Source organism: Frankia sp. AgB32, assembly GCF_023243045.1.
Lineage (GTDB): Bacteria > Actinomycetota > Actinomycetes > Frankiales > Frankiaceae > Frankia.
This window is the reverse complement of sequence record NZ_JALKFX010000019.1, coordinates 22,138-42,189: the sequence shown is the minus strand read 5'-3', so window position 1 is coordinate 42,189 and position 20,052 is coordinate 22,138. Positions and strand designations below refer to the sequence as shown.

Annotated in this window: 12 protein-coding genes and 1 pseudogene; 5 read left to right on the top strand and 8 right to left on the bottom strand. The window is 73.4% G+C overall.

Features of this window, described 5'->3' with window-relative positions; genetic code table 11:
- Positions 1–473: 473 nt before the first annotated feature.
- A complete protein-coding gene (locus tag MXD60_RS08355; protein WP_248818421.1) occupies positions 474–938 on the top strand; it encodes a VOC family protein in 465 nt (154 codons plus the stop codon).
- Positions 939–989: 51 nt separating this feature from the next.
- Here MXD60_RS08355 and MXD60_RS08350 read toward each other — a convergent pair whose 3' ends face one another.
- On the bottom strand, positions 990–3,542 hold the full coding sequence (locus MXD60_RS08350) for a HelD family protein (protein WP_248818420.1): 2,553 nt from the start codon (positions 3,540–3,542) through the stop codon (positions 990–992).
- Positions 3,543–3,991: 449 nt separating this feature from the next.
- Entirely contained in the window at positions 3,992–4,654 is a 663-nt protein-coding gene (locus MXD60_RS08345) for an HhH-GDP family DNA glycosylase (protein ID WP_248818419.1), read from the bottom strand.
- A gap of 217 nt (positions 4,655–4,871) precedes the next feature.
- Between MXD60_RS08345 and MXD60_RS08340 the strand changes: the two genes are divergently transcribed.
- A complete protein-coding gene (locus tag MXD60_RS08340) occupies positions 4,872–5,894 on the top strand; it encodes an Acg family FMN-binding oxidoreductase (protein WP_248818418.1) in 1,023 nt (340 codons plus the stop codon).
- Positions 5,895–6,164: 270 nt separating this feature from the next.
- Here the strand turns inward: MXD60_RS08340 and MXD60_RS08335 are convergent, their stop codons facing one another.
- The gene (locus MXD60_RS08335) at positions 6,165–7,448 is read right to left on the bottom strand and encodes a hypothetical protein (protein WP_248818417.1); all 1,284 of its coding nucleotides are present in this window, start codon (positions 7,446–7,448) and stop codon (positions 6,165–6,167) included.
- Positions 7,449–7,781: 333 nt separating this feature from the next.
- Between MXD60_RS08335 and MXD60_RS08330 the strand changes: the two genes are divergently transcribed.
- The gene (locus tag MXD60_RS08330; RefSeq protein ID WP_248818416.1) at positions 7,782–10,061 is read left to right on the top strand and encodes a protein kinase domain-containing protein; all 2,280 of its coding nucleotides are present in this window, start codon (positions 7,782–7,784) and stop codon (positions 10,059–10,061) included.
- 164 nt (positions 10,062–10,225) lie between these two features.
- Here the strand turns inward: MXD60_RS08330 and MXD60_RS08325 are convergent, their stop codons facing one another.
- Positions 10,226–10,780: an NUDIX hydrolase gene (locus tag MXD60_RS08325; RefSeq protein ID WP_248818415.1), complete on the bottom strand. Its 555-nt coding sequence runs from the start codon at positions 10,778–10,780 to the stop codon at positions 10,226–10,228.
- A 253-nt stretch (positions 10,781–11,033) separates the two neighbouring features.
- Here MXD60_RS08325 and MXD60_RS30260 point away from each other — a divergent pair.
- Positions 11,034–11,147 (top strand): annotated as a pseudogene (locus tag MXD60_RS30260) (type IV toxin-antitoxin system AbiEi family antitoxin domain-containing protein); the annotation flags it as partial.
- A 90-nt stretch (positions 11,148–11,237) separates the two neighbouring features.
- Entirely contained in the window at positions 11,238–11,960 is a 723-nt protein-coding gene (locus MXD60_RS08320) for an endonuclease domain-containing protein (RefSeq protein WP_248818414.1), read from the top strand.
- A gap of 111 nt (positions 11,961–12,071) precedes the next feature.
- Here the strand turns inward: MXD60_RS08320 and MXD60_RS08315 are convergent, their stop codons facing one another.
- The 4 genes from MXD60_RS08315 to MXD60_RS08300 all read right to left on the bottom strand — a co-directional run bounded on the left by MXD60_RS08315 (position 12,072) and on the right by MXD60_RS08300 (position 19,938).
- Positions 12,072–14,648 carry an FHA domain-containing protein gene (locus MXD60_RS08315; RefSeq protein WP_248818413.1) on the bottom strand — a complete coding sequence of 859 codons (2,577 nt, stop codon included), beginning with the start codon at positions 14,646–14,648 and terminating at the stop codon, positions 12,072–12,074.
- Positions 14,649–15,516: 868 nt separating this feature from the next.
- Positions 15,517–16,848 (bottom strand): LmeA family phospholipid-binding protein, encoded by a 1,332-nt coding sequence (locus MXD60_RS08310; protein WP_248818412.1) that lies wholly within the window; start codon positions 16,846–16,848, stop codon positions 15,517–15,519.
- Between the two features lie 235 nt (positions 16,849–17,083).
- Entirely contained in the window at positions 17,084–17,905 is an 822-nt protein-coding gene (locus tag MXD60_RS08305; RefSeq protein ID WP_248818411.1) for an SDR family NAD(P)-dependent oxidoreductase, read from the bottom strand.
- Between the two features lie 332 nt (positions 17,906–18,237).
- Entirely contained in the window at positions 18,238–19,938 is a 1,701-nt protein-coding gene (locus MXD60_RS08300) for an FAD-binding oxidoreductase (protein WP_248818410.1), read from the bottom strand.
- Positions 19,939–20,052 lie beyond the last annotated feature (114 nt).

Here is a 20,052-nt window from a genome sequence, read left to right as displayed (position 1 = left end):
CATGACATTTCAGCACTGAAATACGGCAGACCAGTAACCGGATATCGGTCCGCCTGTTTATCCGACTCCGGCCGACTCTGGGCACCAGGACCACGGCAGGACGCGGACGGCGGCAGGGATGGCCGCCAAAAGTCACGCTGGGTCAACATCGCACGAGGGCCGCGGCGGTCCTTCTCTACGGTTCCGCGCCCGATTCATCCGTACAGAAGGACCATCGGGCTGGCCGGCCCACCACGCACAGCGACGGCGCGCCGGTGGGACAGACCGCACGCGGGCGCGATCGGACGAGCCCGGGCCATCGGCGGCGGCCGAAACTGTCGGACCCGTGCGCGAGCATGGCGCCACGCGCCTACGGGCGCGCCCGCCGTGCCCAGCGCCTCGTCCCGCGCCGGCCGCCGTCCCGCGTCACCCCGCCGTCCCGCGTCACCCCGCCGTCCCGCGTCACCCCGCCGTCATCGTCCCAGGAGGCCCCGATGAGCGACATCACTCCGATCCCCGCCGAGTACCCCCGACTTTCGCCCTATCTCTGCGTCGACGGCGCGGCCGCCGCGATCGACTTCTACACCGACGTGCTGGGCGCGACGGAGACAGTCCGGATGGCTCAGCCCGACGGCAAGATCGGTCACGCCGAGCTGACCCTCGGCGACTCGCTGCTCATGCTGTCGGACGAGTATCCCGAGATGGGCATGATCGGCCCACTGGCGGTCGGCGGCACCGCAGTGACGCTGCACCTGTACGTCGAGGACGTCGACGCCACCTTCGACCGCGCGATCGCCGCCGGCGCGAAGCCGCTGCGCCCGGTCAGCGACCAGTTCTACGGCGACCGGTCGGGCCAGTACCTCGATCCCTTCGGGCACCGCTGGAACGTCGCCTCGCGGGTCGAGATCGTCTCTCCCGAGGAGACGGCCCGCCGGATGGCGGCCATGGGTGGCGAGTGAGTCCTGGCCCGCCGGCCGTCGCGGGGCCGCCGGGCCAGCCCGGCCCCCCGGTCAGGTCTGGTCGAGGCCGGCCAGCACCGCCGGCAGCTCGCCGGAGTGGACCACGCACAGCGACTGCGTCGCCCGGGTGAGCGCCACGTAGAGGTCGGCGAGGCCACGGGTGGGCTCGGCGAGCAGCGCGGCGGGTTCGACCAGGACCACGGCGTCGAACTCCAGGCCCTTGGTCTCGGCCACGCTGAGCACCGCGACCGGCGCGTCCAGCGCGTTGCCGGCGACGCTCGCCGGGTCGACGGAGTCAGCCACGACGGCGAGCTCCGGCAGCAGCGCCATCAGCGCCGATCGCAGCGGCAGGACGTCGCGCGGCCGGGTGATCACCGCGACCCGGCCGGTGCCGACGCCGGCCGCCTCCCGGCTGGCGGCCCGGGCGACGGCGGCCAGCAGCCCGGCCGACGGCCCCTCCGCCGCCGGGGGCTGGGCGGCGAGCAGCTCAGCCAGCCCGGGAACCTCGTCGGCGGCCACGTCTCCGACGCGCAGCGCGCTCGGCCGCCGGCCCGCCGAACGGACCGAGACCGGCGCGGACAGCGCCGGGTTCTGCGCGCGCAGCACCTCCGCGGCGACGTCCATGATCTCCTGCGGGGTGCGGTAGTTCACGGTGAGCCGCTCGACGGTGAACTGCTTGTCAGCGACGGGCGCGAGCAGCTCGGCCCAGGTGGTCGGCGCGCCCGGCCGGGCGGTCTGGGCGAGATCGCCGACGAGGGTGGCGGTGCGCCCCGGGCAGCGCCGCCACAGCAGGCGCCACAGCATCGGCGAGACCTCCTGGGCCTCGTCGACGACGAGGTGACCGAAAGCCCAGCTCCGATCCTGCCGGGCATGCTCGGCCGCGCTGCGCCGCGTCCGCGGGCCGGCCCAGCGGTCGGCCAGGGCGGCGGCGTCGACCTCGCCGTCCAAGCCCAGCATGTCGACCACCCCGCGGGCGTACTCGCGTTCCTCCGCGCGTTCCCGTTCCGCCCGGCGCTCGGCCTCCCGGCCGGCCTCCGCGTCGGGATCGCCGAGCAGCTCGGCCGCCTCGTCGAGCAGCGGCACGTCCGCCGGCGTCCACGCCCGGCCGGGACCATCCATCCCCCGCCCACGCCCCCGCCCGGCCCGGCCGCGACGGGACGACGCGCCGGCGCCCTGGCCGTCCGCGCGCGGGCTCGGTATCCGGGCGGTCGCGGGGGCCCGCTCACCGGCGGCCGTCGGGAGCAGGTTCGCGGCGGCGAACAGGTCGTCGTCCGACCCCCCGGCGCCCTGCTCGGCCGGGGCCGCCGCGGGCGGCGGGTCGAGCAGCAACGCCTGCTCCTCGGCGGTCAGCCGGGTGCCGGCCGCGCGGGCCAGCGCCGCCGGGTCGGTGAACAGCTCGATGAGCAGCCGCTGAGGGGTCAGCAGCGGCCACAGCGCGTTCAGGGCCGCCCGGACGACCTCGTCGGCCCACAGGTCGCGGGTGATCTGTCCGCGCTCCTCGGCGTCGAGCAGGCCGCCGGGGATCTGCTTGACCACCTGGGTGGTGAGCTCGGTGAGCAGTTCGCGCAGGAACACCCCGCGGGCGAGGTTGTGCGGCCGGCGGCTGCGCCGCGCGCGGGTGCGCGCCCGGGTGACCGTGTCCGGACGCAGCCGGAGCACATGGTCGTCGTAACGGATGGTCTGCTCCCGGCCGGGCACCCGCTGATGGTCGCGGACCGCGCCGGCGAGAACCTCGGCCAGCCGCGGGTCGCCCTTGAGGGTGGCCGCCTCGACCGGCTCGATGCCGGTTGCGTCGACCCCGGGGAACAGCCGGCTCGGGGTCGCGAAGACCACGCCGGTCTCGCCGAGGGAGGGCAGCACCTGGTCGATGTAGCGGAGGAACACCGGGCTCGGCCCGACGATCAGCACGCCGGACTGGTCCAGCCGGGCCCGGTCGTTGTAGAGCAGGAACGCGGCGCGGTGCAGGGCGACCGCGGTCTTGCCGGTGCCCGGGCCACCGTCGACGACGAGGATGCCGTTCGCCCGCGCCCGGATCACCCGGTCCTGCTCGGCCTGCAGGGTCGCGATGATGTCGTGCATCCGGCCCGTGCGGGGCGCGGCCAGCGCCGTCAGCAGCATCGAGTCGCCCGACTCGGCGACCGTGCCGGCCGCGGCGGCCTCGGCCGCCCCCAGCGGGTCGTCGGCGATACCGGTGACCTCCCGGCCGCGGGTGCGCAGGTGCCGGCGGCGGATCAGACCGTGCGGATCGGCCAGGGTGGCCCGGTAGAAGGCGGTGGCGACGGGGGCCCGCCAGTCGACGAGGATCGGCTCCTGCTCGTCGTCGGACAGCCCGATCCGGCCGATGTAGGTGCGCCGGCCGTCGTCGTGGTCCATCGCGCCGAAGCAGAGCCGGCCCTCGGCGCCGTCGAGACGGGCGAGCCGGTCGGCGTGCGCGGCGGCGAAGACGTCCCGCTCGACGATCGACTGCGGGGTTCCGGTGCCCACCGCGAGGAGCACGCCCCGCAACTGCCCGCGGGTGACCTCCCGGACCTCGTCCAGCCGGGTGTACAGCCTGTCCAGATACGCCTGCTCGCGGGCGCGCTCGACATCCTGCCTGGTCGGCACGGACGCTCCTCCCGGTCTGGGTCGGTTCGGCACCGGTCGGCGGGGACCGACCGGGGGATGGACAGCTCGCCTGCCCACGCACGCCATCGCACGGCGGCCGGACAACTCGCGCCGCGGCCGGACGGGCGCCAGCGGGCGGCCGGACGGGGTCGGGCGGGCACCCTGGCAGGTCCCTCGTCCGAACGCCCGACGGTGAGCCAGGAAGGTAGCAGCCGCGAATCCGCGAATCCTCCCGGCCCGCCGCGAGAACGTGGTGTCCGCGCAGGCCGCGCCGGTATCCGGCACCTGCTCCAGGTTACGGTTTCCCGCCCGGGGAGTGGGGTCGATCATCGCCACGAACCGCGCCGAACGGGCACCCGCCGACGGGGCTCACCGCCATCTTCGGGCGCTCGGACCGGCCGCGTGGCCCGAACGGCGGGCCGGAACGGGCCGGAACGGGCCGAAACGGGTCAGGATGGGCGGGAGGTTGCCTGGCGCAGATCGGCCACGTCGTGTTCCAGGTGGACGCGGACGAGCGCCGCGACCAGGCGCGGCACGTCGTTGCGGTCCACGAGCTCGACGAAGTCCTCCGAGCTGGTCGGCAACCCGAGCTCCCCCGCCGTCTGCAACACCCGTTCGTCCAGGTATGGCACGAGTTCGTCCCAGCCGGCCTGGGCCTCCCGGAGGAAGATGTCCGCGGCCACCGGGCCGATGCCCTTGATCCGCTGGAGCATCTCGCGCTCGCGGTCGGGGGCACAGTCGGCGGCCTCGCGCAGATGCCGCACGTCACCGTCGTAGGCGTCGGACAGGTAGTCGCAGGCGTCCGCGAGCTGACGGGAGGTGCTCTCGTCGTAGCGGGCATAGCCGTTCTGGTTCAGCACCTGGGCGCGCTCGGCCCAGGTGGCCTCCGCCATCGACGCGGCGTCGGTCCAGCCGGCGTCCATGAGCGCGCGGCACGCTCGCACCGCCGCGTCGGCCCGGATACGGGCGCCTGCCAGCAGGGCGAAGACAGTCAGCCGGAACATCGCCTCGGCGGTGTCGGCGGGCACGTCGGCGCCGATCTCGTCGGCGAAGGTCCGCCCGTGCCGAGCGAGCAGTTCGGCGACCACCGCCTCGGTATCGGTTCCAGCCATGTCAAGGGGCTACCCCCGCAGCCGATCGTCACTCCGCGCCGCGCCGCAGGCCAGGCCCCCCAATTACGCCATGCCCGGCGGATCCGCCGGGACCGCCGGGTGCCACCCGGCTCTGCCGAGCCGGCCGTCGGTCCCCTCACCTGGGCTCCGTTCGACGCATGTATGGCACGCGGCCGTCCCGCAGGCTTGAGGAGGTACGAGGAGAAGGGAGGCTGCCATGCCCACTGAAGCAGCGCACTCCGTATCGCTCTCGCTGTCACCCGGCCTGGCCCGGGAGCTGGTCGCCGCGGCGGCCGCGGCGCCGTCCATCCACAACACCCAGCCCTGGCTGTGGCGGCTCGACGCCGGCGGTCTCACCCTGCTCGCCGACGGTTCGCGCCGGCTCGCCGTCACCGACCCGGAGGGCCGTCAGCTGCTGCTGAGCTGCGGCGCGGCACTGTGCAACGCCACGCTCGCCCTGCGCGCCCGCGGTCTCGTCCCGCAGGTCACGATCCTGCCGGACGGCGACGACCATCGTGCCGACCCGCTGGCCACGATCACGGTCGCCGGGCAGCGCCCCGCGGACGGCGCCGAACGGGCCCTCTCCGACGCGATCCCGCTGCGGCGCACGGACCGGCGACCCTTCGACGGCCGGCCCCTGCCGGCCGGTGCCGTCGCGCGGCTGCGCGCCGCCGCCGAGGCGCAGGGCGCCTGGCTGACCGCCCTGACCGATCCCGACCTGCGCGTCCAGGTGAACGTCCTGCTGTCGCGGGCGGACTGGATCGAGCAGCACGACGCCGCCTACCGGCGCGAGCTGGAATCGTGGATCCGCTCGGAGCCGGCCCCGGACGGCGTCCCGCGCGGCGCGGTCGTGGCCGCCGGGGCGACGCGCCAGGCCGAGTTCCCGATGCGCGATCTCGACCCCGCCGCCCCCGCGGACCCACCGCCGGCGTCGGAGCCGGGCGTGGAACGCCCCGGGGTGCTGCTCATCGGCACCGACGCGGACACGGCCGCCGACCGGCTGCGCGCCGGGGAGGCCATGCAGCGGGTACTGCTCACCGCGACCGCGCTGGGCCTCGCCGCGTCGCCGATGTCCCAGGCAATCGACGTGGAAGGCCTGCGTGACCGGTTCCGCGCGACCACCGGCGGCCTCGGGCAGGTCCAGATGATCCTCCGGGTCGGGTACGCGCCGGCCGGCGCCGACCCGCTGGACCCGACGCCCCGCCGGGGGGTCGACGAGATCCTCACCACCGGGGACTGACGGCGAAGCCCGAGCGACCCGGCCCGCCGAAGCGGCCAGCGGGAATCTACCGAAAACCGCCTAGATACGGGGTGTTGGGGCCACCGGGCGGGTTTGATGCTTCCAGGGCGGTCGCTGCGGTGAGCCGGGAACGTTCGGGGGCGTCCTGTCCCACCCGGCGGCCGGTCGACGGTTCGGGGGCTGGGGGGCTGGGGGCACCGGCGGGGGCGGTGCCCCCAGGACCGTCGGGGTCAGGAGCGTCGGGGTCAGGAGCGTCCGGGTCCGGGACCGTCAGGATGTCGCCGGCCCGGAGGCGCTGGCGTAGGCGACGCTGGCGTAGCTGTCCGCCGGCTGCCCGGCGGCGTTGACGCAGCGCACCGACACGGTGATCGGTTGGCCGGCGGCCGGTGACGGGCCGGTCGCCGCCGAGCAGCGGGCAGTCGGCTCGCCGTACGGCGTGACCTGGATTTGGTCCGGGGTGCGTGCGACCCCCGGGAAGGTGACCTCGTAGCGGCCGACGGCGAGCCGGCGGACCTGGTTCGCCGCCCCCGTGCTGTTCGCCGAATACCAGCCCCAGGCGTTCTCGGCCGGGCCGATCGGCGGCTGCTGGGTGGGCCCGCCCGGGCGGGTGACGCCGGTGAAGGCGTGCGCGAAGCTCGTCGCGTCCGTCGGGATCAGCGCGTGGCCGCTGGTGTAGAGCAGCGCGAACGGGCTGTCCGTCGGGGTGGCGCCGTTGGCGCAGCCGACGAAGACCGACTGCCGGTCCTTCCCGACCACCCGGCCGAGCGCGTTGCAGCCGACCGGGCCGTCACCGATCGCGTTGACCTGCAGGTTGTTACCGTTCTTCGCGAAGGCCGGGCCGATGAGGTCGATCGTGTAGTGGCCCGCGCCAACGCGGTGGATCTCGATCGTGCCCGGACCGCTCACGCTGTAGGCGTCGGCGGGCTTCGCCGTCGCGGCCGAGGCGGCGCCGGCGTCGAGGCGCAGGTAGGCGTAGGAACCGCCCGGTGACACGGCGGCGGTGTCGGGCACGTGGGTGAAGATCGCCGAGAAGGCCGAGTCGACCGGGGTCCCGGCGGCGTCACGGCAGGTGAGATCGACCTCCTCGGCCGTCCCGGCCGCATCCCAGCGCACGACGTGGCAGGACGCGACCGGCCCGGTCGGGTCGGTGCCCACCCGGTCCAGCGCGGTCACCAGCGGCACGCCCCGCCCGCCGGGCACCGCGATGCCCGGGAAACTCACCCGGTAGCTTCCCGTTGCCCGGTGCACGACCGTGACCCGCGCGGAGGCGCCCGAGCCACCGGCCGTCATCCAGCTCCCCGAGCTCTGGGCGGCGGTGATCGGCGTCGAGGCGCCGATCTGGATGTCGGGCGAGGTGAGACCGGCGAACCCCCACACGGGCGTGGTGCCGGCCGTGGCGGTGCCGGCGGGCGTCGTCGCCGCGCCGCTGCCGGCGGCCGAGCTCGCCGCCGCCGGCGGGTCACCGCCGTCCGAGCAGGCCGCCAGCGCCAGCAGCGCCGCGGCGCAGCCCAGCACGCCGACCGCGCGGGCGACACGGCCCGCGGTTCCCAGCATCGTGTGACTCTCCGTCCCAGGAGCAATCGGTCCCAGGACCGACCGAAGATTCCGATGAGACGACCATGGCACACCGCGCGCGGCTGGAGCCCATCCGGATCTACCCAAAACCTGTCAGGCCTCGGACAGCGCTGTCCGCCCCGAGTCACCGTACGGTGGTCCGGCAACGGAGCCATCTCGCCTAAGATTCACCCAGGTGGTTCGCCATGCGGGCGGATCGGGACACCACGAAACGGTCAACGGGTCGGTGCGCGGCACCGGCGGGGTCACGCGGCGGCGGCGCTGCGGCCCGCGGGGGCGCCGTCGGCGCGAGGCAGTCAGGGGAACAGCTCGATGACGTCATCGGATGCCAGCGTGGCGGCAAAGTCAGTCCCGCTCGGTCCGGACGATCCCCGCCAACTCGGTACCTACACCCTGCTCGGCAAACTCGGCCAGGGCGGCATGGGCACCGTCTACCTCGGCCGCTCGCAGCGCGGCCGGCTCGTCGCGATCAAGGTGATCCGGACGGAGGCGGTCGGCAACGCCGAGTTCCGCGCCCGTTTCCGCCTCGAGGCCGAGACCGCCCGGCGCGTCGCCCGCGTCTGCACCGCCGAGGTGCTCGACGCCGACCCGGACGCCGAATGGCCGTTCATCGTCACCGAGTTCATCGAGGGCGAGACGCTGGCGAGCTACGTCAAGCGCAACGGCCCGCTCGCCGACGCGAACCTGGAGCAGCTCGCCGTCGGCGTCGCCGCGGCACTCACCGCGATCCACAGCGCCGGCATCGTGCACCGCGACCTCAAGCCCGCCAACGTCATCCTCTCCCCGTTCGGCCCGCGCGTCATCGACTTCGGCATCGCCCGCACCGCCGACGAGGGCAGCGGCCTGACCGGCGACCTCCAGCAGCTCGGCACTCCCGCGTTCATGTCCCCCGAGCAGATCGAGAGCCGCCCGATCTCCTCGGCGGTCGACATCTGGGCCTGGGGCGGCCTGGTCGCCTTCGCCGCCACCGGCCACTACCCGTTCGGCGAGGGCTCCGCGCAGGTGCTGCTCTACCGTGCGCTGCACGAGGAGCCCCGCCTCGACGACGTCGACCCGGCCCTGCGCCCGATCGTCTGGCTCTCGATGCGCAAGGACCCGGCCGGCCGCCCCTCCGCCCAGCAGCTGATGCTCCGCCTGCTCGGCGACCCCTCAGGCACCGGCCCCGAGGCCGCCGCCGCAGTCAACCCCGAGGACGTCACGAACGTCCTCCAGGGCTGGCAGCTCCCCATCCCCGGCCCCGGCGCCACCGGCACCGGCGGCTACACCGCCGGCCCCGACGACGCCACCCGCCTGCCCGGTGGCCCCGGCGGCTACACCGCCGGCCCCGACGACGCGACCCGCCTGCCGGGCCGCACCGGCGGCTACACCGCGGGCCCGGACGACGCGACCCGCCTGCCCACCGGCGCCGGCCGCCAGGCCGCCACCAGCGGTGGCACCATCGGCGGCCAGTCCCCCACCCACGCCGGCGGCCCCGGCGGCACCGACCCGTACGGCAACACCGCCCAGCCAGGCGGCCCCGGCGACCGCGGCCGCTCGAAGAACCGCACACCCCTGCTCATCGGCGGCGCCATCGTCGCCGTCGGCGCCATCCTCGCCACCGTCCTCGCCCTCAGCTCCGGCGGTAACGACGACAAGAACACCGCCTCCGGCACCGGAGCCACCGCGACAGCCACCGCCCCAGCCACGGCGGGCGCCCTGCCCGCGTCCGCCCAGGCTCTCGGCGAAGACCGAATCGTCTACACGGCCAAGAAGCAGGGCAGCACGAACTACGATCTGTTCTCCGCCGCCGTCCCCGCGTCCGGCCTGATCACCGACATCAAGCAAATCACCAACACCCCAGGCAACGAGGTACTCCCCGTCATCCGACCCGGGCGCAAGACCATCGTCTACTTCACCAAGGACAGCAGCGGCACGAACCGCTACATGGCGATCGCTGCGGACGGCACCGGCAAACCGGTCTCACTGTTCTCCACCGGCCAGGCAGCCAACCTGACGATCCAGGACGACTCCCGCCCGTCCTTCTCCCCGGACGGCGGGTCGGTGGTCACCCGCTCCACCACGGATGGCTCCGGCAATGCCCAGGCCGGCCTCTACATCGTCAACCTGAAGACGTCCACGGCCACTCAGATCAAGAACGCCGCGAAGCAGGCAACCGACCCGGCCTGGTCTCAGAGCGGAGACAACATCGCCTACTGGGCGAACGAGTCCGGCGGCCTTCGGGGCTTCATCGTCGTCATCGGGACCAAGCCCGACGACAAGCCGACGCCGCTCACCAAGGGCCAGGGCAACGGCGACGCCGACCCGGCCTGGTCACCGGACGGCGGAAAGATCGCCTTCAGCCGCCTCACCGGCGGCGATCTCGAGATCTTCGAGATGAACTCGGACGGCACGTCGATCCAGCAGCTCACCCACGCCAAGGGCGACGACCAGGACCCGACGTTCGCGAAGGACGGCAGCCTCGTCTTCAGTGCCCAGCGCGACGGTGAGGGGGGCAAGCAGCTCCACGTCCTCAACCCCCAGGACCCCGCCACCGACCACGCGATCACGACAGGCGGCGATCTCCCCGCCCACGTCCGCTGGAACGCCGGCTGACCCACGCGCCGGACCCGGTCGCACCCCTCCAGCGGGGATGCCGTTGTCCCGGCCGCTTTGACCGCCTGGCCGTTCCCGGACCTGCGCACGGACGAAAGTTCGCCCGCCGCCGGCAGCGGGACGGCCCGGCTTCGGCGCCAGCGCGGGTCCAGCTTTGCGGTTCGTCAGCGCAGGGCGGCCCGGGCGAGGCGTCCCAGCATCAGGTCGAGTACCTGGACGCGGCCGTCGATCGGCCGGACGCCGTCCCACCAGGTGATCGCGGCGATCTCCGGGTTCGGAGTGAAGGCGCCGGTGGGCTCGGCGCGACCGGCGAAGATCGCGGCGTCCTCGACGCGCTGGCCGGCCTGGAGGGCGAACCTCGCCCGACCGGCAAGGAGCAGGTCGGTGACCTCGTAACCGGACTCCTCCCGCAGCTCGCGCACGGCCGTCTCACGGGGCGTCTCCCCCGAGTCGATCCCGCCGCCGGGCAGCTCCCAGCGATGCCGGTACCGGTCGAAGACAAGCAGCAGCTCATCGCCATGCCATAGCGCGACCAGCGCGGCGGGCAGCGGCACCTTCCACGGTGATGCGACATCCCCGGGAGACGCGACCGCTGCTGCGGAAGCCCGCACGGCGAGAGCGTCTTCGCGGACATCTCGTTCAAAGGCGAGCAGCTGGTTTCCCTCGTCGTCCTCGGCCAGCACGCCAACAGTGTCGGCGACGCATGCCTGACGGATCAAATGCATTCTCCCGCGGAGAGATCTCATCTGCCGCGCGGATCCGGCTCGGCATGCCAGCGCTTGTGATCCTGCCGAGTTGTCCACAGGACGGTCGGCGGCCGGTGCCAGGACGACGTCTGTGACGGCTCCCTGAAGACTTTTTCAGGAGGCGGCGAAACAGGGCGGGCCAGGGTGATGCGGGCCGCCGCCATAGTTGTCCACAGGACGGCCACCGGATCGTCTCCAACGGCCGATTCGAGCCGAGACTTGCCGAATGGACGCCCACGACAAGGTCATCGCGCTTGCCCGCCGCCAGGACGATGTCCTCACCCGGCGACAGGCGCGCCAGCTCGGCATGTCGGACGCGGCGATCGCCCGACGGCGGCGTGACCAGGGCTGGACATCGCCGATTCGCGGCACTCTGACCGTTCCACCTGTCCGTGACGAGCTGCGGGCCCGCGCACGAGCGGTGGTCGCCATGGTCGGCGGCACGATCTGTGGGCTCACCGCCGCCCGTCTGCACCGGATGCCCGGCCTGCTGGCGCGCGAGGCGCAGGAGCCCGTCGACGTCGCGGACAACGATGAGGGCCACCACCGGCGGCGGAATGGCTATGTCCGGCGCTGCCTGGCTCTGCACCCGTCGGACATCGTCGATCTCGGCGGGATCTCCACGACCTCGGTGTCTCGGACGCTGGAAGACATGGCGTTGCTGTCCGACCGGGAGTCGTTTGTGTGCGTCGTCGACGGCATGCTTCATCAGCTACGTCTGGGCAAGGGCGGCCTGGCCGGACTACGCGCTCGAGTGGAGGCTCGGCGGAACGGTCACAGGGCTCGGCACTGGTGGCCGCTGATCGATGGGCGGTCGGAGTCACCGCTGGAGACGCGATTGCGCCTGCTTCTGGGCGACGGCGGACTGCATCCCGATGAGATCCAGTGGCCGGTCTTTGATCCAGCGGGCGGGCGTCTGGTCGCCAGAGTCGACTTCGCCTGGCCAGCTTCGCGGCTGGCGGTCGAGGCCGACGGTGTCGGTGTCCATGGCGAGCCCGCGGCACTCTATCGCGACCGTGCCCGCCAGAACGCGCTCGTTCGGCTCGGCTGGCAGGTGCTGCGCTTCACGTGGCGGGACGTGGTCGCCGACGGGCCGCGGATCATGGCGCTCGTTGGCTCCGCACTGGGCTGTGACTTCGGGCCGCTTCTGTAGCGCTCCGTGTCCGATTCGCCCTTACAGAAGCGGCCCGCAACCGCGAACGCCCCGCCGGCCGACGCGGGTGTCGGCGGGCGGGGCGGCGGAGCGGCGGAGCGGCGGGGTGCGTTAGCGGCGGGGGGGGCCGCTGATGGGGGCGGCGGGGGCGCGCTTGACGACCTTCGGGTCCATGCGGCGGATGAGGATGGAGGCGATGATGACGCAGATGAGGCCGACGACGACGCCGGCGGCGATGTCGGTGACGTAGGTCGAGACCGTGTGCTGCCAGGTTGGGTCGACGACGACCTTCGGGTTGACCTTCTTCGTCGGGTCGTCGGGTCGGGCGACGCCGGCCAGGGTGATGCGGTTCAGGTCGGCGACGGAGGCCATGGAGGCGAAGCCCCAGCGGGCCGGCGCGATGTAGGAGACCTGCTCCAGGCCGACGGTGCCGTGGACCGGCACGATGCCGCCGCTGAAGATCAGCTGGCCCATGGTGAGCAGGACGAGCAGCGGCATGGTCTTGTCCGCGTTGTCGACCATGGCGGAGATGAGCAGGCCGAGCATCGCCGAGGCCAGCGAGACGACGATGACGGCGAGCAGCATCTCGATGAGCGAGTTACCGAGGACGAGTCCGGTCTTCGGCGTTCGCCCGGCGAGGCCGATCAGGGTGAAGGGGATCGCCTGCGCGATGGTGATGAAGACGAGGACGACGACCTTCGAGAGGATGTACGCCGATCGGGACAGGCCGATGGCTCTCTCTCGGCGGTAGATCGCCCGTTCCTTGACGATTTCGCGGACCGAGTTCGCCATGCCCATGAAACAGGCACAGAGAACCATGATCAGCAGGATCGTCGGACCGTCGGAGTTCGGGGAGAACTGTTTGGCCTGTTCGGCGGTGAGGTCGAAGTTTCCGCCGATGGCTCGGGGAATCAGGCCGAGCAGGAACGGGAACGCGATGATCAGCCGTAGGTAGGACTTGTCCGAGGCGACGACGGCCATCGTTCGTCGACTCAGCGTGGCCAGCTGGGAGGCGACGGACTGCTGCCGCAGCGAGGGCAGCTCTTCGGGCGCCGGCCGCGCCGAGGGCGCGGTGATCGAGGCGGGCACGAAGTACCGCGAGTTGCGGAACTTCGCGGCCGACTCGGCGCCCGGCGTCGCCTCCAGGTTGAGGAAGACGTCCGGGTAGTCGCGCTTGCCGAAGAAGGTCAGCGCCTCGCCGGGCGGCCCGAAGTAGGCGACGTAGCCGCCGGGCGCGAGGACGAGGATGTAGTCACAGAGGTCGAGCTGGGCGACGCTGTGGGTGACGACGACGACGGTCCGGCCGTCGTCCGCCAGCTTGCGCAGCGACTCCATGACGTTCTTGTCCATGCCCGGGTCGAGGCCGGAGGTCGGCTCGTCCAGGTAGAGCAGGGTCGGCCGGGTCAGCAGCTCCAGCGCCACCGAGGTCCGCTTGCGCTGACCACCGGACAGGCGGGAGACCTGGGTGTTCGCGTGCTGGGTGAGGCCGAGCTCGGCGAGCACCTCGTCGACCCGGGTGCGGCGCTCGTCCTTGGTGACGTCCGGCGGGAAGCGCAGCTGGGCGCCGTACTCGAGGGCCTTGCGCACCGTCAGCGAGGTGTGCAGCAGGTCTTCCTGCGGGACGTAGCCGATCCGGCGGCGCAGTTCGTCGTACTCGGAGTAGAGGTCCCGGCCGGCGTAGCGGACGGTGCCCTTGTCCGCGGGGCGGAAGCCGGTCAGGGCGTTGAGCAGGGTCGACTTGCCGGCGCCGGACGGCCCGACGACGCCGAGCAGCGCGCGGCCGGGCAGCTTGAACGTCATGTCGTGCATGAGCTGCTTCTGGCCGGCCCAGACGTTGAGCGCGTCGGCCTCGAAGCTGACGTCCCCGGAGTCGATGTACTCGACGAGCTGGTCGCCCTCGAGCTGGAAGATGTGGTGGCCGACCGCGATGACGTCGCCCTGGTTCAGGTCCGTCCGGTTGATCCGGCGACCGTTGACGAACACGCCGTTGGCGGAGTCGAGGTCGGCGATCTGCACGCCGCCGCGGCCGACGTAGAGCTCGGCATGCCGGCGGGAGGCGAGCAGGTCGGTGATGACGACGTCGTTGTTGCGGGCACGGCCGATCGACATCGTGCCCTGGCGCAGGCGGTAGGTGGTGCGCCGCTCGTGCTCCTGCTCGAGGCTGGTGAGGCCGGCGGCACGGTCGCGGTCGTCGCGGTCGTCGCGGCGGCGGTCGTCGTAGTCGTCGTAGTCGCGTCCGCGCTGCGCCGGGCTGGTCGGGCCCTGGTGGGCACGTCCGCCGCGGCTGCCGGTCGCCCGCGGCGGGGTGTAGCCGGTGGCGTTGGGCAGCATCGTCTGCATGTCGTAGCCGGGGTCGTAGGCCGGTTCGTCCACCGGGCCTCGGCCTTGCGGGAACTCCTCGTGCACGACGACCTCGGGACCGGTCGGCGTGCCGAGCCGGAACCGGATCTCACCGTCGACGCTGACGGCCTCGGGCATCCGCTGGCCGTCGAGCCAGGTGCCGTTGGAGCTGACGTCGCGGACGACCCAGCCGCCGCCGGTCCGCTCGAGGAGGAGATGACGACGGGAAACCCGGCTGTCGGCGATGACGTAGTCGGCGGTCCGGGCACGGCCGATGATGAACTGGGCGTCGGCGGGTACGGTCGCCGCACCAGCTTCGGTGACGACTCTCAGGAAGGTCGTCTGCACGTGTTTCCCCCTTCGCGACGGGACGCTGGCCGGGTTGTCCCGCCGAACTCCACCATGTCACCAAGTCGAGCGTTGTCACCAGTTTGAGCGTTGTCACCAGTTTGAGCGTTGCCACCGGTTCGGGTGCCGGAGCCAGGTCGAGCGTTGCCGCCCGGGCGGGCGGCGGCGCCACATCGAGCGGTCACGCGGGTTGACCGATCATGCCGGATGTCCGATCGTAGCGTCGAGGGATGACCTTGATCCACCCCGGGTGACGATTGACGGATGTCGCCGCCGCGTTTCGACCTGTGGACATCTCTCGGGTTCCCGCCGCCTTTTCCATTTGATCTTCGACCTGGCCCTTCGGGCTGGCCACTGGGCACGGATTCGTCCCCGGCCCGGAGGCCGATCCCCGATGGTGCCGCACGCGACTCCCGTGCGGCACTTTATGAGAATGCCGCCCGGAACACCCGGACAGTGGTGGATGTCGCCGATCCGACCGGGCAGGTGACCGGAATCGCCTCCGGTACCGCGCGCTCCGCACTCAATCGATTCCCGCACGTCATCGGCGGTGGACCGAGCGGTCCCCCGGCCGGTGCCGCCGCATACCCGCGGGCGCGGAGCGCCGAATACCGCGTGTGCGCGACGCCGGCCACGTACCGCCCGCCGGGGGCCGACGACACCCGACCGCCGGCCAGCCGTGGCGACGGCGCCGGTGGGTCACCGACGGCTCACCGGTCGGCCGGACGGACGGACGGGCGGACGGGCGGACGGGCGGACGGGCGGACGGGCGGACGGGCGGAGCCGACGCGGGACGCCGTGAACGTGTCGCGATTCATGCCGGCCGACGGAAAGGTGATCCGTGCTACGCCGATCGTCGGCGACGGGGTCATTTCGCGGGCAGGACCAGATCCTTGGCGGTCGCGGTGAGAGACAGGCCGGTCGCATTGGTCGACGCCTTCACCAGCTTCAGGTGGAACGGCAGCCCGGACACCGGGATCGGGATCGCCGGGAACACCCCGGTCGGCAGCGGAATACTGACACCCGCCACCTTCAGCCCGGACGGCACCAGCGTCAGGGAGTTGTCCGTGACCGCGAACGTCGTCACGCCGCCCACCTGCTGGGAGCCGAAGCCGGGCACGTCCAGGGTCCCGAGCACCTCCACCCGCTTGCCGCCGTCGACCGGGTTCACCTGGACCGCTCCGGCCTGCTTCGCGAGATAGGCGTTGAGGTCGGCGTAGGTGATGACGACGGTGGCCCGCACCTCGTCGACGGGCACCTTGCCCACGCTGTCGGTGAGGGCCTCGTTGAGCGGCACGTGCAGGCCCTTGAGGTGGGCCTTCACCGAAGTGATCTTCGGGCCGGGAGTCGGGATGCCGTCGATGCCGACCCCGATGTCGGTGTACTTGCCGAAAAGCACCTGGGTGAGGAAGGGGAACCCGCCGATGCTGACGTCGGTGACGGTCGGCTTCGGGTCGCCGGGCTTGAGGTTCTCGGCCACGGAGGCCTCGACCTGCTTACGCATCTGCCCCTTGGCGATCACCACTCCGACCCGGTCGCCCACCACGAACAGGACCACCAGCACGACCGCGATGATCGCCAGCAGCCGGCCGCGCCGCCGCCGCCGCGGTGGCTTCGGCGCGGTGGGGCCAGGCGGCCCGGAGGCAGCGCCGTGCCCGGCGGAGGCCGCGGGCGTCGCGTTGACGGGCAACTGTCCGGTGCCGGGCCACGGCTCGGCCGGGTTGGAAGGGTACGGCTGCGACTGCTTGCGCAGCGGCGCGCCGACACCAGGCCTACCGGCACCAGGCCCACCGACACCAGGCCCACCGGGCGCGGGCGCGCCGGAGCGGGCGTCCCAGGTGACGGCACCGCCGCGCTCGATGATCATCGTGCCCTCGGACGATTCCCCGGCGGCCGGGTCCGGCGCCGGTGCGCCGCGCCGGGGCACCTGGGCCGTCCGGCCGGTGGGTGGGGCCGCGGGCGGCGGCGGACCGGCGGCCGCGCCCAGGGGGCGGCCGGGCCGGAACGAGTCCGCCGGCGGTGGCGGACCGGCGGGGCGGAACGAGTCCGCCGGTGGTGGCGGACCGGCGGGCGCGCCGGGTCGGGCGCCCTTCGCCCCGCCCCGCGCCCGCGGATCCGACAATCGGGTCACGTCGCCTTCAGCGGGCACCATGTCGGCGCCGTCTGCCGTCTGCTCGTCACCGTCGCGTCCGTCGTTCACCGGTCCATCTCCCGCCGTACCGCGTCGGATCGCGCCGTCGCCCTGTGGTCGTCCGCCTGGCACTTGCCGCGCGCTCAGGTCCTGCCGGATCGTCGCACGTTCCACGCGTTGCGCACCCTGTCGGGTGCGATCGCCTCACTGACAGACATGTCGGATTGCCGACCCGCGCCCACCCACCGCGGTGACGTGGCACGTCCGCGACCCACCGCGCGGCGGGCACCGCGTCCTGGCCAGCTCACACCTCCAGGGGGAGCTGCGCCACCGAGGTGTCCCGTCTGGCCGGTGCCAGCCGGAACATGTCACCGCGGGGCGCCGCGAACGCCTGCCAGAAGTGGTCGGCGACCGCCTCGGGCCGCAGCGGCCCGGTCGGCGCCACCCGTCCGTCCAGTACGACGGTGCGCAGCCGGATCCCTCGCGCGGCGAGCGTCGGGCGCAGCGCCTCGGCGAGGGCGGCCAGGCCGGCCTTACCGACGGCCAGCGTGAACCGGCCGGCCACCGGCTGGGTCCGCGGGCTCGCCGAGGTGACCAGGATGGTGGCCGCCGGGCGTTCCTCCAGCGGCCCGACGGCGGCCTGGATGGCGGCGAGCGCGCCCGTGATGTTCACCGCGAGGGTCTGGTTGAGCGTCGCCGGCGACACGGTGAGGGCGGCGCCGCGAATGCTGAGCTTGGCGTTGTACACGCAGACCGTCAGCCCGCCGATCTCCGCCGAGAGCTGTTCGACCGCGCGGGTCAGCGCCGGGGCGTCGGTGACATCGGCCACGGCGCCGGCGACGGCCAGCCCGGCCGGCGCGAGCTCGTCCCGGACGCGGCTCAGAGTGTCCGCCGAACGCGAGACGACGCCGAGGGCGAATCCCTCCCGGCCGTAGCGGCGCAGCAGCTCAGCGCCGAAACTCGCTCCGGGCCCGATGACGACGAGTCCCCGCGTCGTGGGTGGCCCGACGTCCGGTGCGTGCCCACCGGCGCCCGGCGCGACGGCCGCGGCTGCCGCGGCCGACCGTTCCGGCGGCGCCGCCGGAGCGGAGGCCGTGGCGGAAGACCGCGCTGCGGTGCTGCTCATGTCCCTCATCCTGGCGGAGGCCACGGCCGGACATGTCGGGGATCGCCGGATCGGGTGGACGGACCGGGGCCGCGGCCGCGGCGGCCGGGTGACCGGCGGGCCGGGCCCGGGCGGCTGAGCGCGCGTTGGCGGCCCGCAGCGGGGCGCACCGCAGGTAGACCCACGTCAGCGCCCCACCCACGATGATCAGCGGAATCAGCATGAGCGCGAAGGCGACGATGACCGCTCCGAGGGTCTGCATGCCGTCGGTATACCCCGTTCACGACAGAGACATCAGCAGACGGCAAATGGATCATAGCGCTGGGTCACGACGAACGGTCACTGGCCAGTCGTTACTCGACGAGGACGCCCGGGTTCAGGATGCCCGCGGGGTCCAGGGTCCGCTTGACCGCGCGCAGCACCTCCACCCCGAGCCCGCCGATCTCGGCGCCGAGCCAGGGCCGATGGTCGGTCCCGACGGCGTGATGGTGGGTGATCGTGCCACCGGCGGCGATGATCGCGTCGCCCGCCGCCGTCTTCGCCGCGTGCCAGCTCCGGATCGGATCGCCGCCCTGGGCGCAGACGACGGTGAAGTAGAGGGACGCGCCGTTCTCGTACAGGTGCGAGATGTGGCACATGACCACCGGGGACAGCCCGGCGGCGCCGAGGCTGTCGGTCAGTGCCTGGCGCACGTCGGCGTAGAGCGCCGGCAGCGCCGACCAGAATCCGGCGGTCTCCAGCGTCTCGGCGAAGATCCCGAGGTCGAGCAGGGCGTCGCGCAGGTACGGCGCGCGGAACCGGCCGAGTTCCCAGTCGGTGCCGGCCGCCGGTTCGAGCCGGCGCGCCCCGCCCGCCCGCAGCACGACCGTGACCTGGGCGGCGCGGCGCTCCACCGCCGGACCGGCGCCCTCGTAGCCGACGACAAGTCGGCAGCCGCCGCCGGCCGCGGCGCCGTCCAGGGCCGCCGCCGGGCCGCTGTCCAGGTCGGTGCCGGTTCTGTCGGCGCCCTCGAGGGAGCCGCGCCTGGTCGTGTCGTGCTGGCGCGGCGGCCCGGCCAGGCCGGCGAGCGTCTCGGTCTCGTCGGACAGCCGGCACACGGTGGGCCGCAGGTCGCGCACGGCCAGGGCACGCAGCAGCCGGGTTCCGGTGGCGAAGTCGGGCACCGTCCAGCCCTCGTAGAGGCGCCGGGCCGGCAGCGGCCGCACCCGCGCCACCACCTGGGTGATCACGCCGAAGGCGCCCTCGGAGCCGAGGACCAGCTCGCGCAGGTCCGGCCCGGCCGCCGACGCGGGCGCGCGGCCGAGTTCCCAGGAGCCGGCGGGCGTGGCCACGCGCAGCCCGACGACCAGGTCGTCGAAACGGCCGTAGCCCGCCGAGGCCTGGCCGCTGGACCGGGTGGCGGCGAAACCGCCGATCGAGGCGTACTCCCACGACTGCGGCAGATGCCCGAGGGTGAGCCCTTCCTCGGCGAGCAGCGCCTCGGCCCGCGGGCCGCGCAGGCCGGCGTCGAGTTCGGCGGTGCTGGACTCGCGGTCGACCCGGCCCAGGCGGTCCAGCCGGGACAGGTCGAGCGCGATCACGGGCCGGTCGCCGTGCCCGGACGGCGCGAGGCCGCCGACGACGGACGTGCCGCCGCCGTAGGGCACGACGACGATCCGCTCCTGGGTCGCGACCCGCAGCACGGCGAGCACCTCGTCGTGGCCGGCGGGCAGGACGACGGCGTCGGGCGCGGCGGCGGCGTCGCCGGCCCGCAGCCGCAGCAGGTCGGAGGTGGAACGGCCGCGGCAGTGCCGCACGCGCGTCTCCCGGTCGTCGCGAACGTGGCTGGCGCCGACGACCTCCACGAGCGCCGCCCGGGCCGACACCGGCAGTCGGGCCGGCGGCAGGCGCACCTCGTCGAGGGCGACGGGGGGACTGGGCTGGCCGGTGATACCCAGGTAGGCGAGCAGGCGGCGGGTGGTTTCCGGCAGCGGGTCGTGGGCCACCGCCGGACCCCATCCCCACCAGACGGGTTCGGTAGCGGCGATTCCGCGGGATGCATCGGTGCTCGTCAACGTCGCCTCCGGTACACCTGATCGATCCGGATGGACTCCCGCCCGTGCCGATGTGACAGTAGACGTAACATTGTCACACAGGCTCGATCCACGATGGCATACCCGACGCCGGCC

Excerpts from the sequence above, each read along its gene's own strand:
- MXD60_RS08355 (WP_248818421.1), top strand. The coding sequence starts at position 474 with ATGAGCGACATCACTCCGATCCCCGCCGAGTACCCCCGACTTTCGCCC.
- MXD60_RS08345 (WP_248818419.1), bottom strand. The coding sequence starts at position 4,654 with ATGGCTGGAACCGATACCGAGGCGGTGGTCGCCGAACTGCTCGCTCGG.
- MXD60_RS08340 (WP_248818418.1), top strand. The coding sequence starts at position 4,872 with ATGCCCACTGAAGCAGCGCACTCCGTATCGCTCTCGCTGTCACCCGGC.
- MXD60_RS08335 (WP_248818417.1), bottom strand. The coding sequence starts at position 7,448 with ATGCTGGGAACCGCGGGCCGTGTCGCCCGCGCGGTCGGCGTGCTGGGC.
- MXD60_RS08330 (WP_248818416.1), top strand. The coding sequence starts at position 7,782 with ATGACGTCATCGGATGCCAGCGTGGCGGCAAAGTCAGTCCCGCTCGGT.
- MXD60_RS08320 (WP_248818414.1), top strand. The coding sequence starts at position 11,238 with ATGGTCGGCGGCACGATCTGTGGGCTCACCGCCGCCCGTCTGCACCGG.
- MXD60_RS08305 (WP_248818411.1), bottom strand. The coding sequence starts at position 17,905 with ATGAGCAGCACCGCAGCGCGGTCTTCCGCCACGGCCTCCGCTCCGGCG.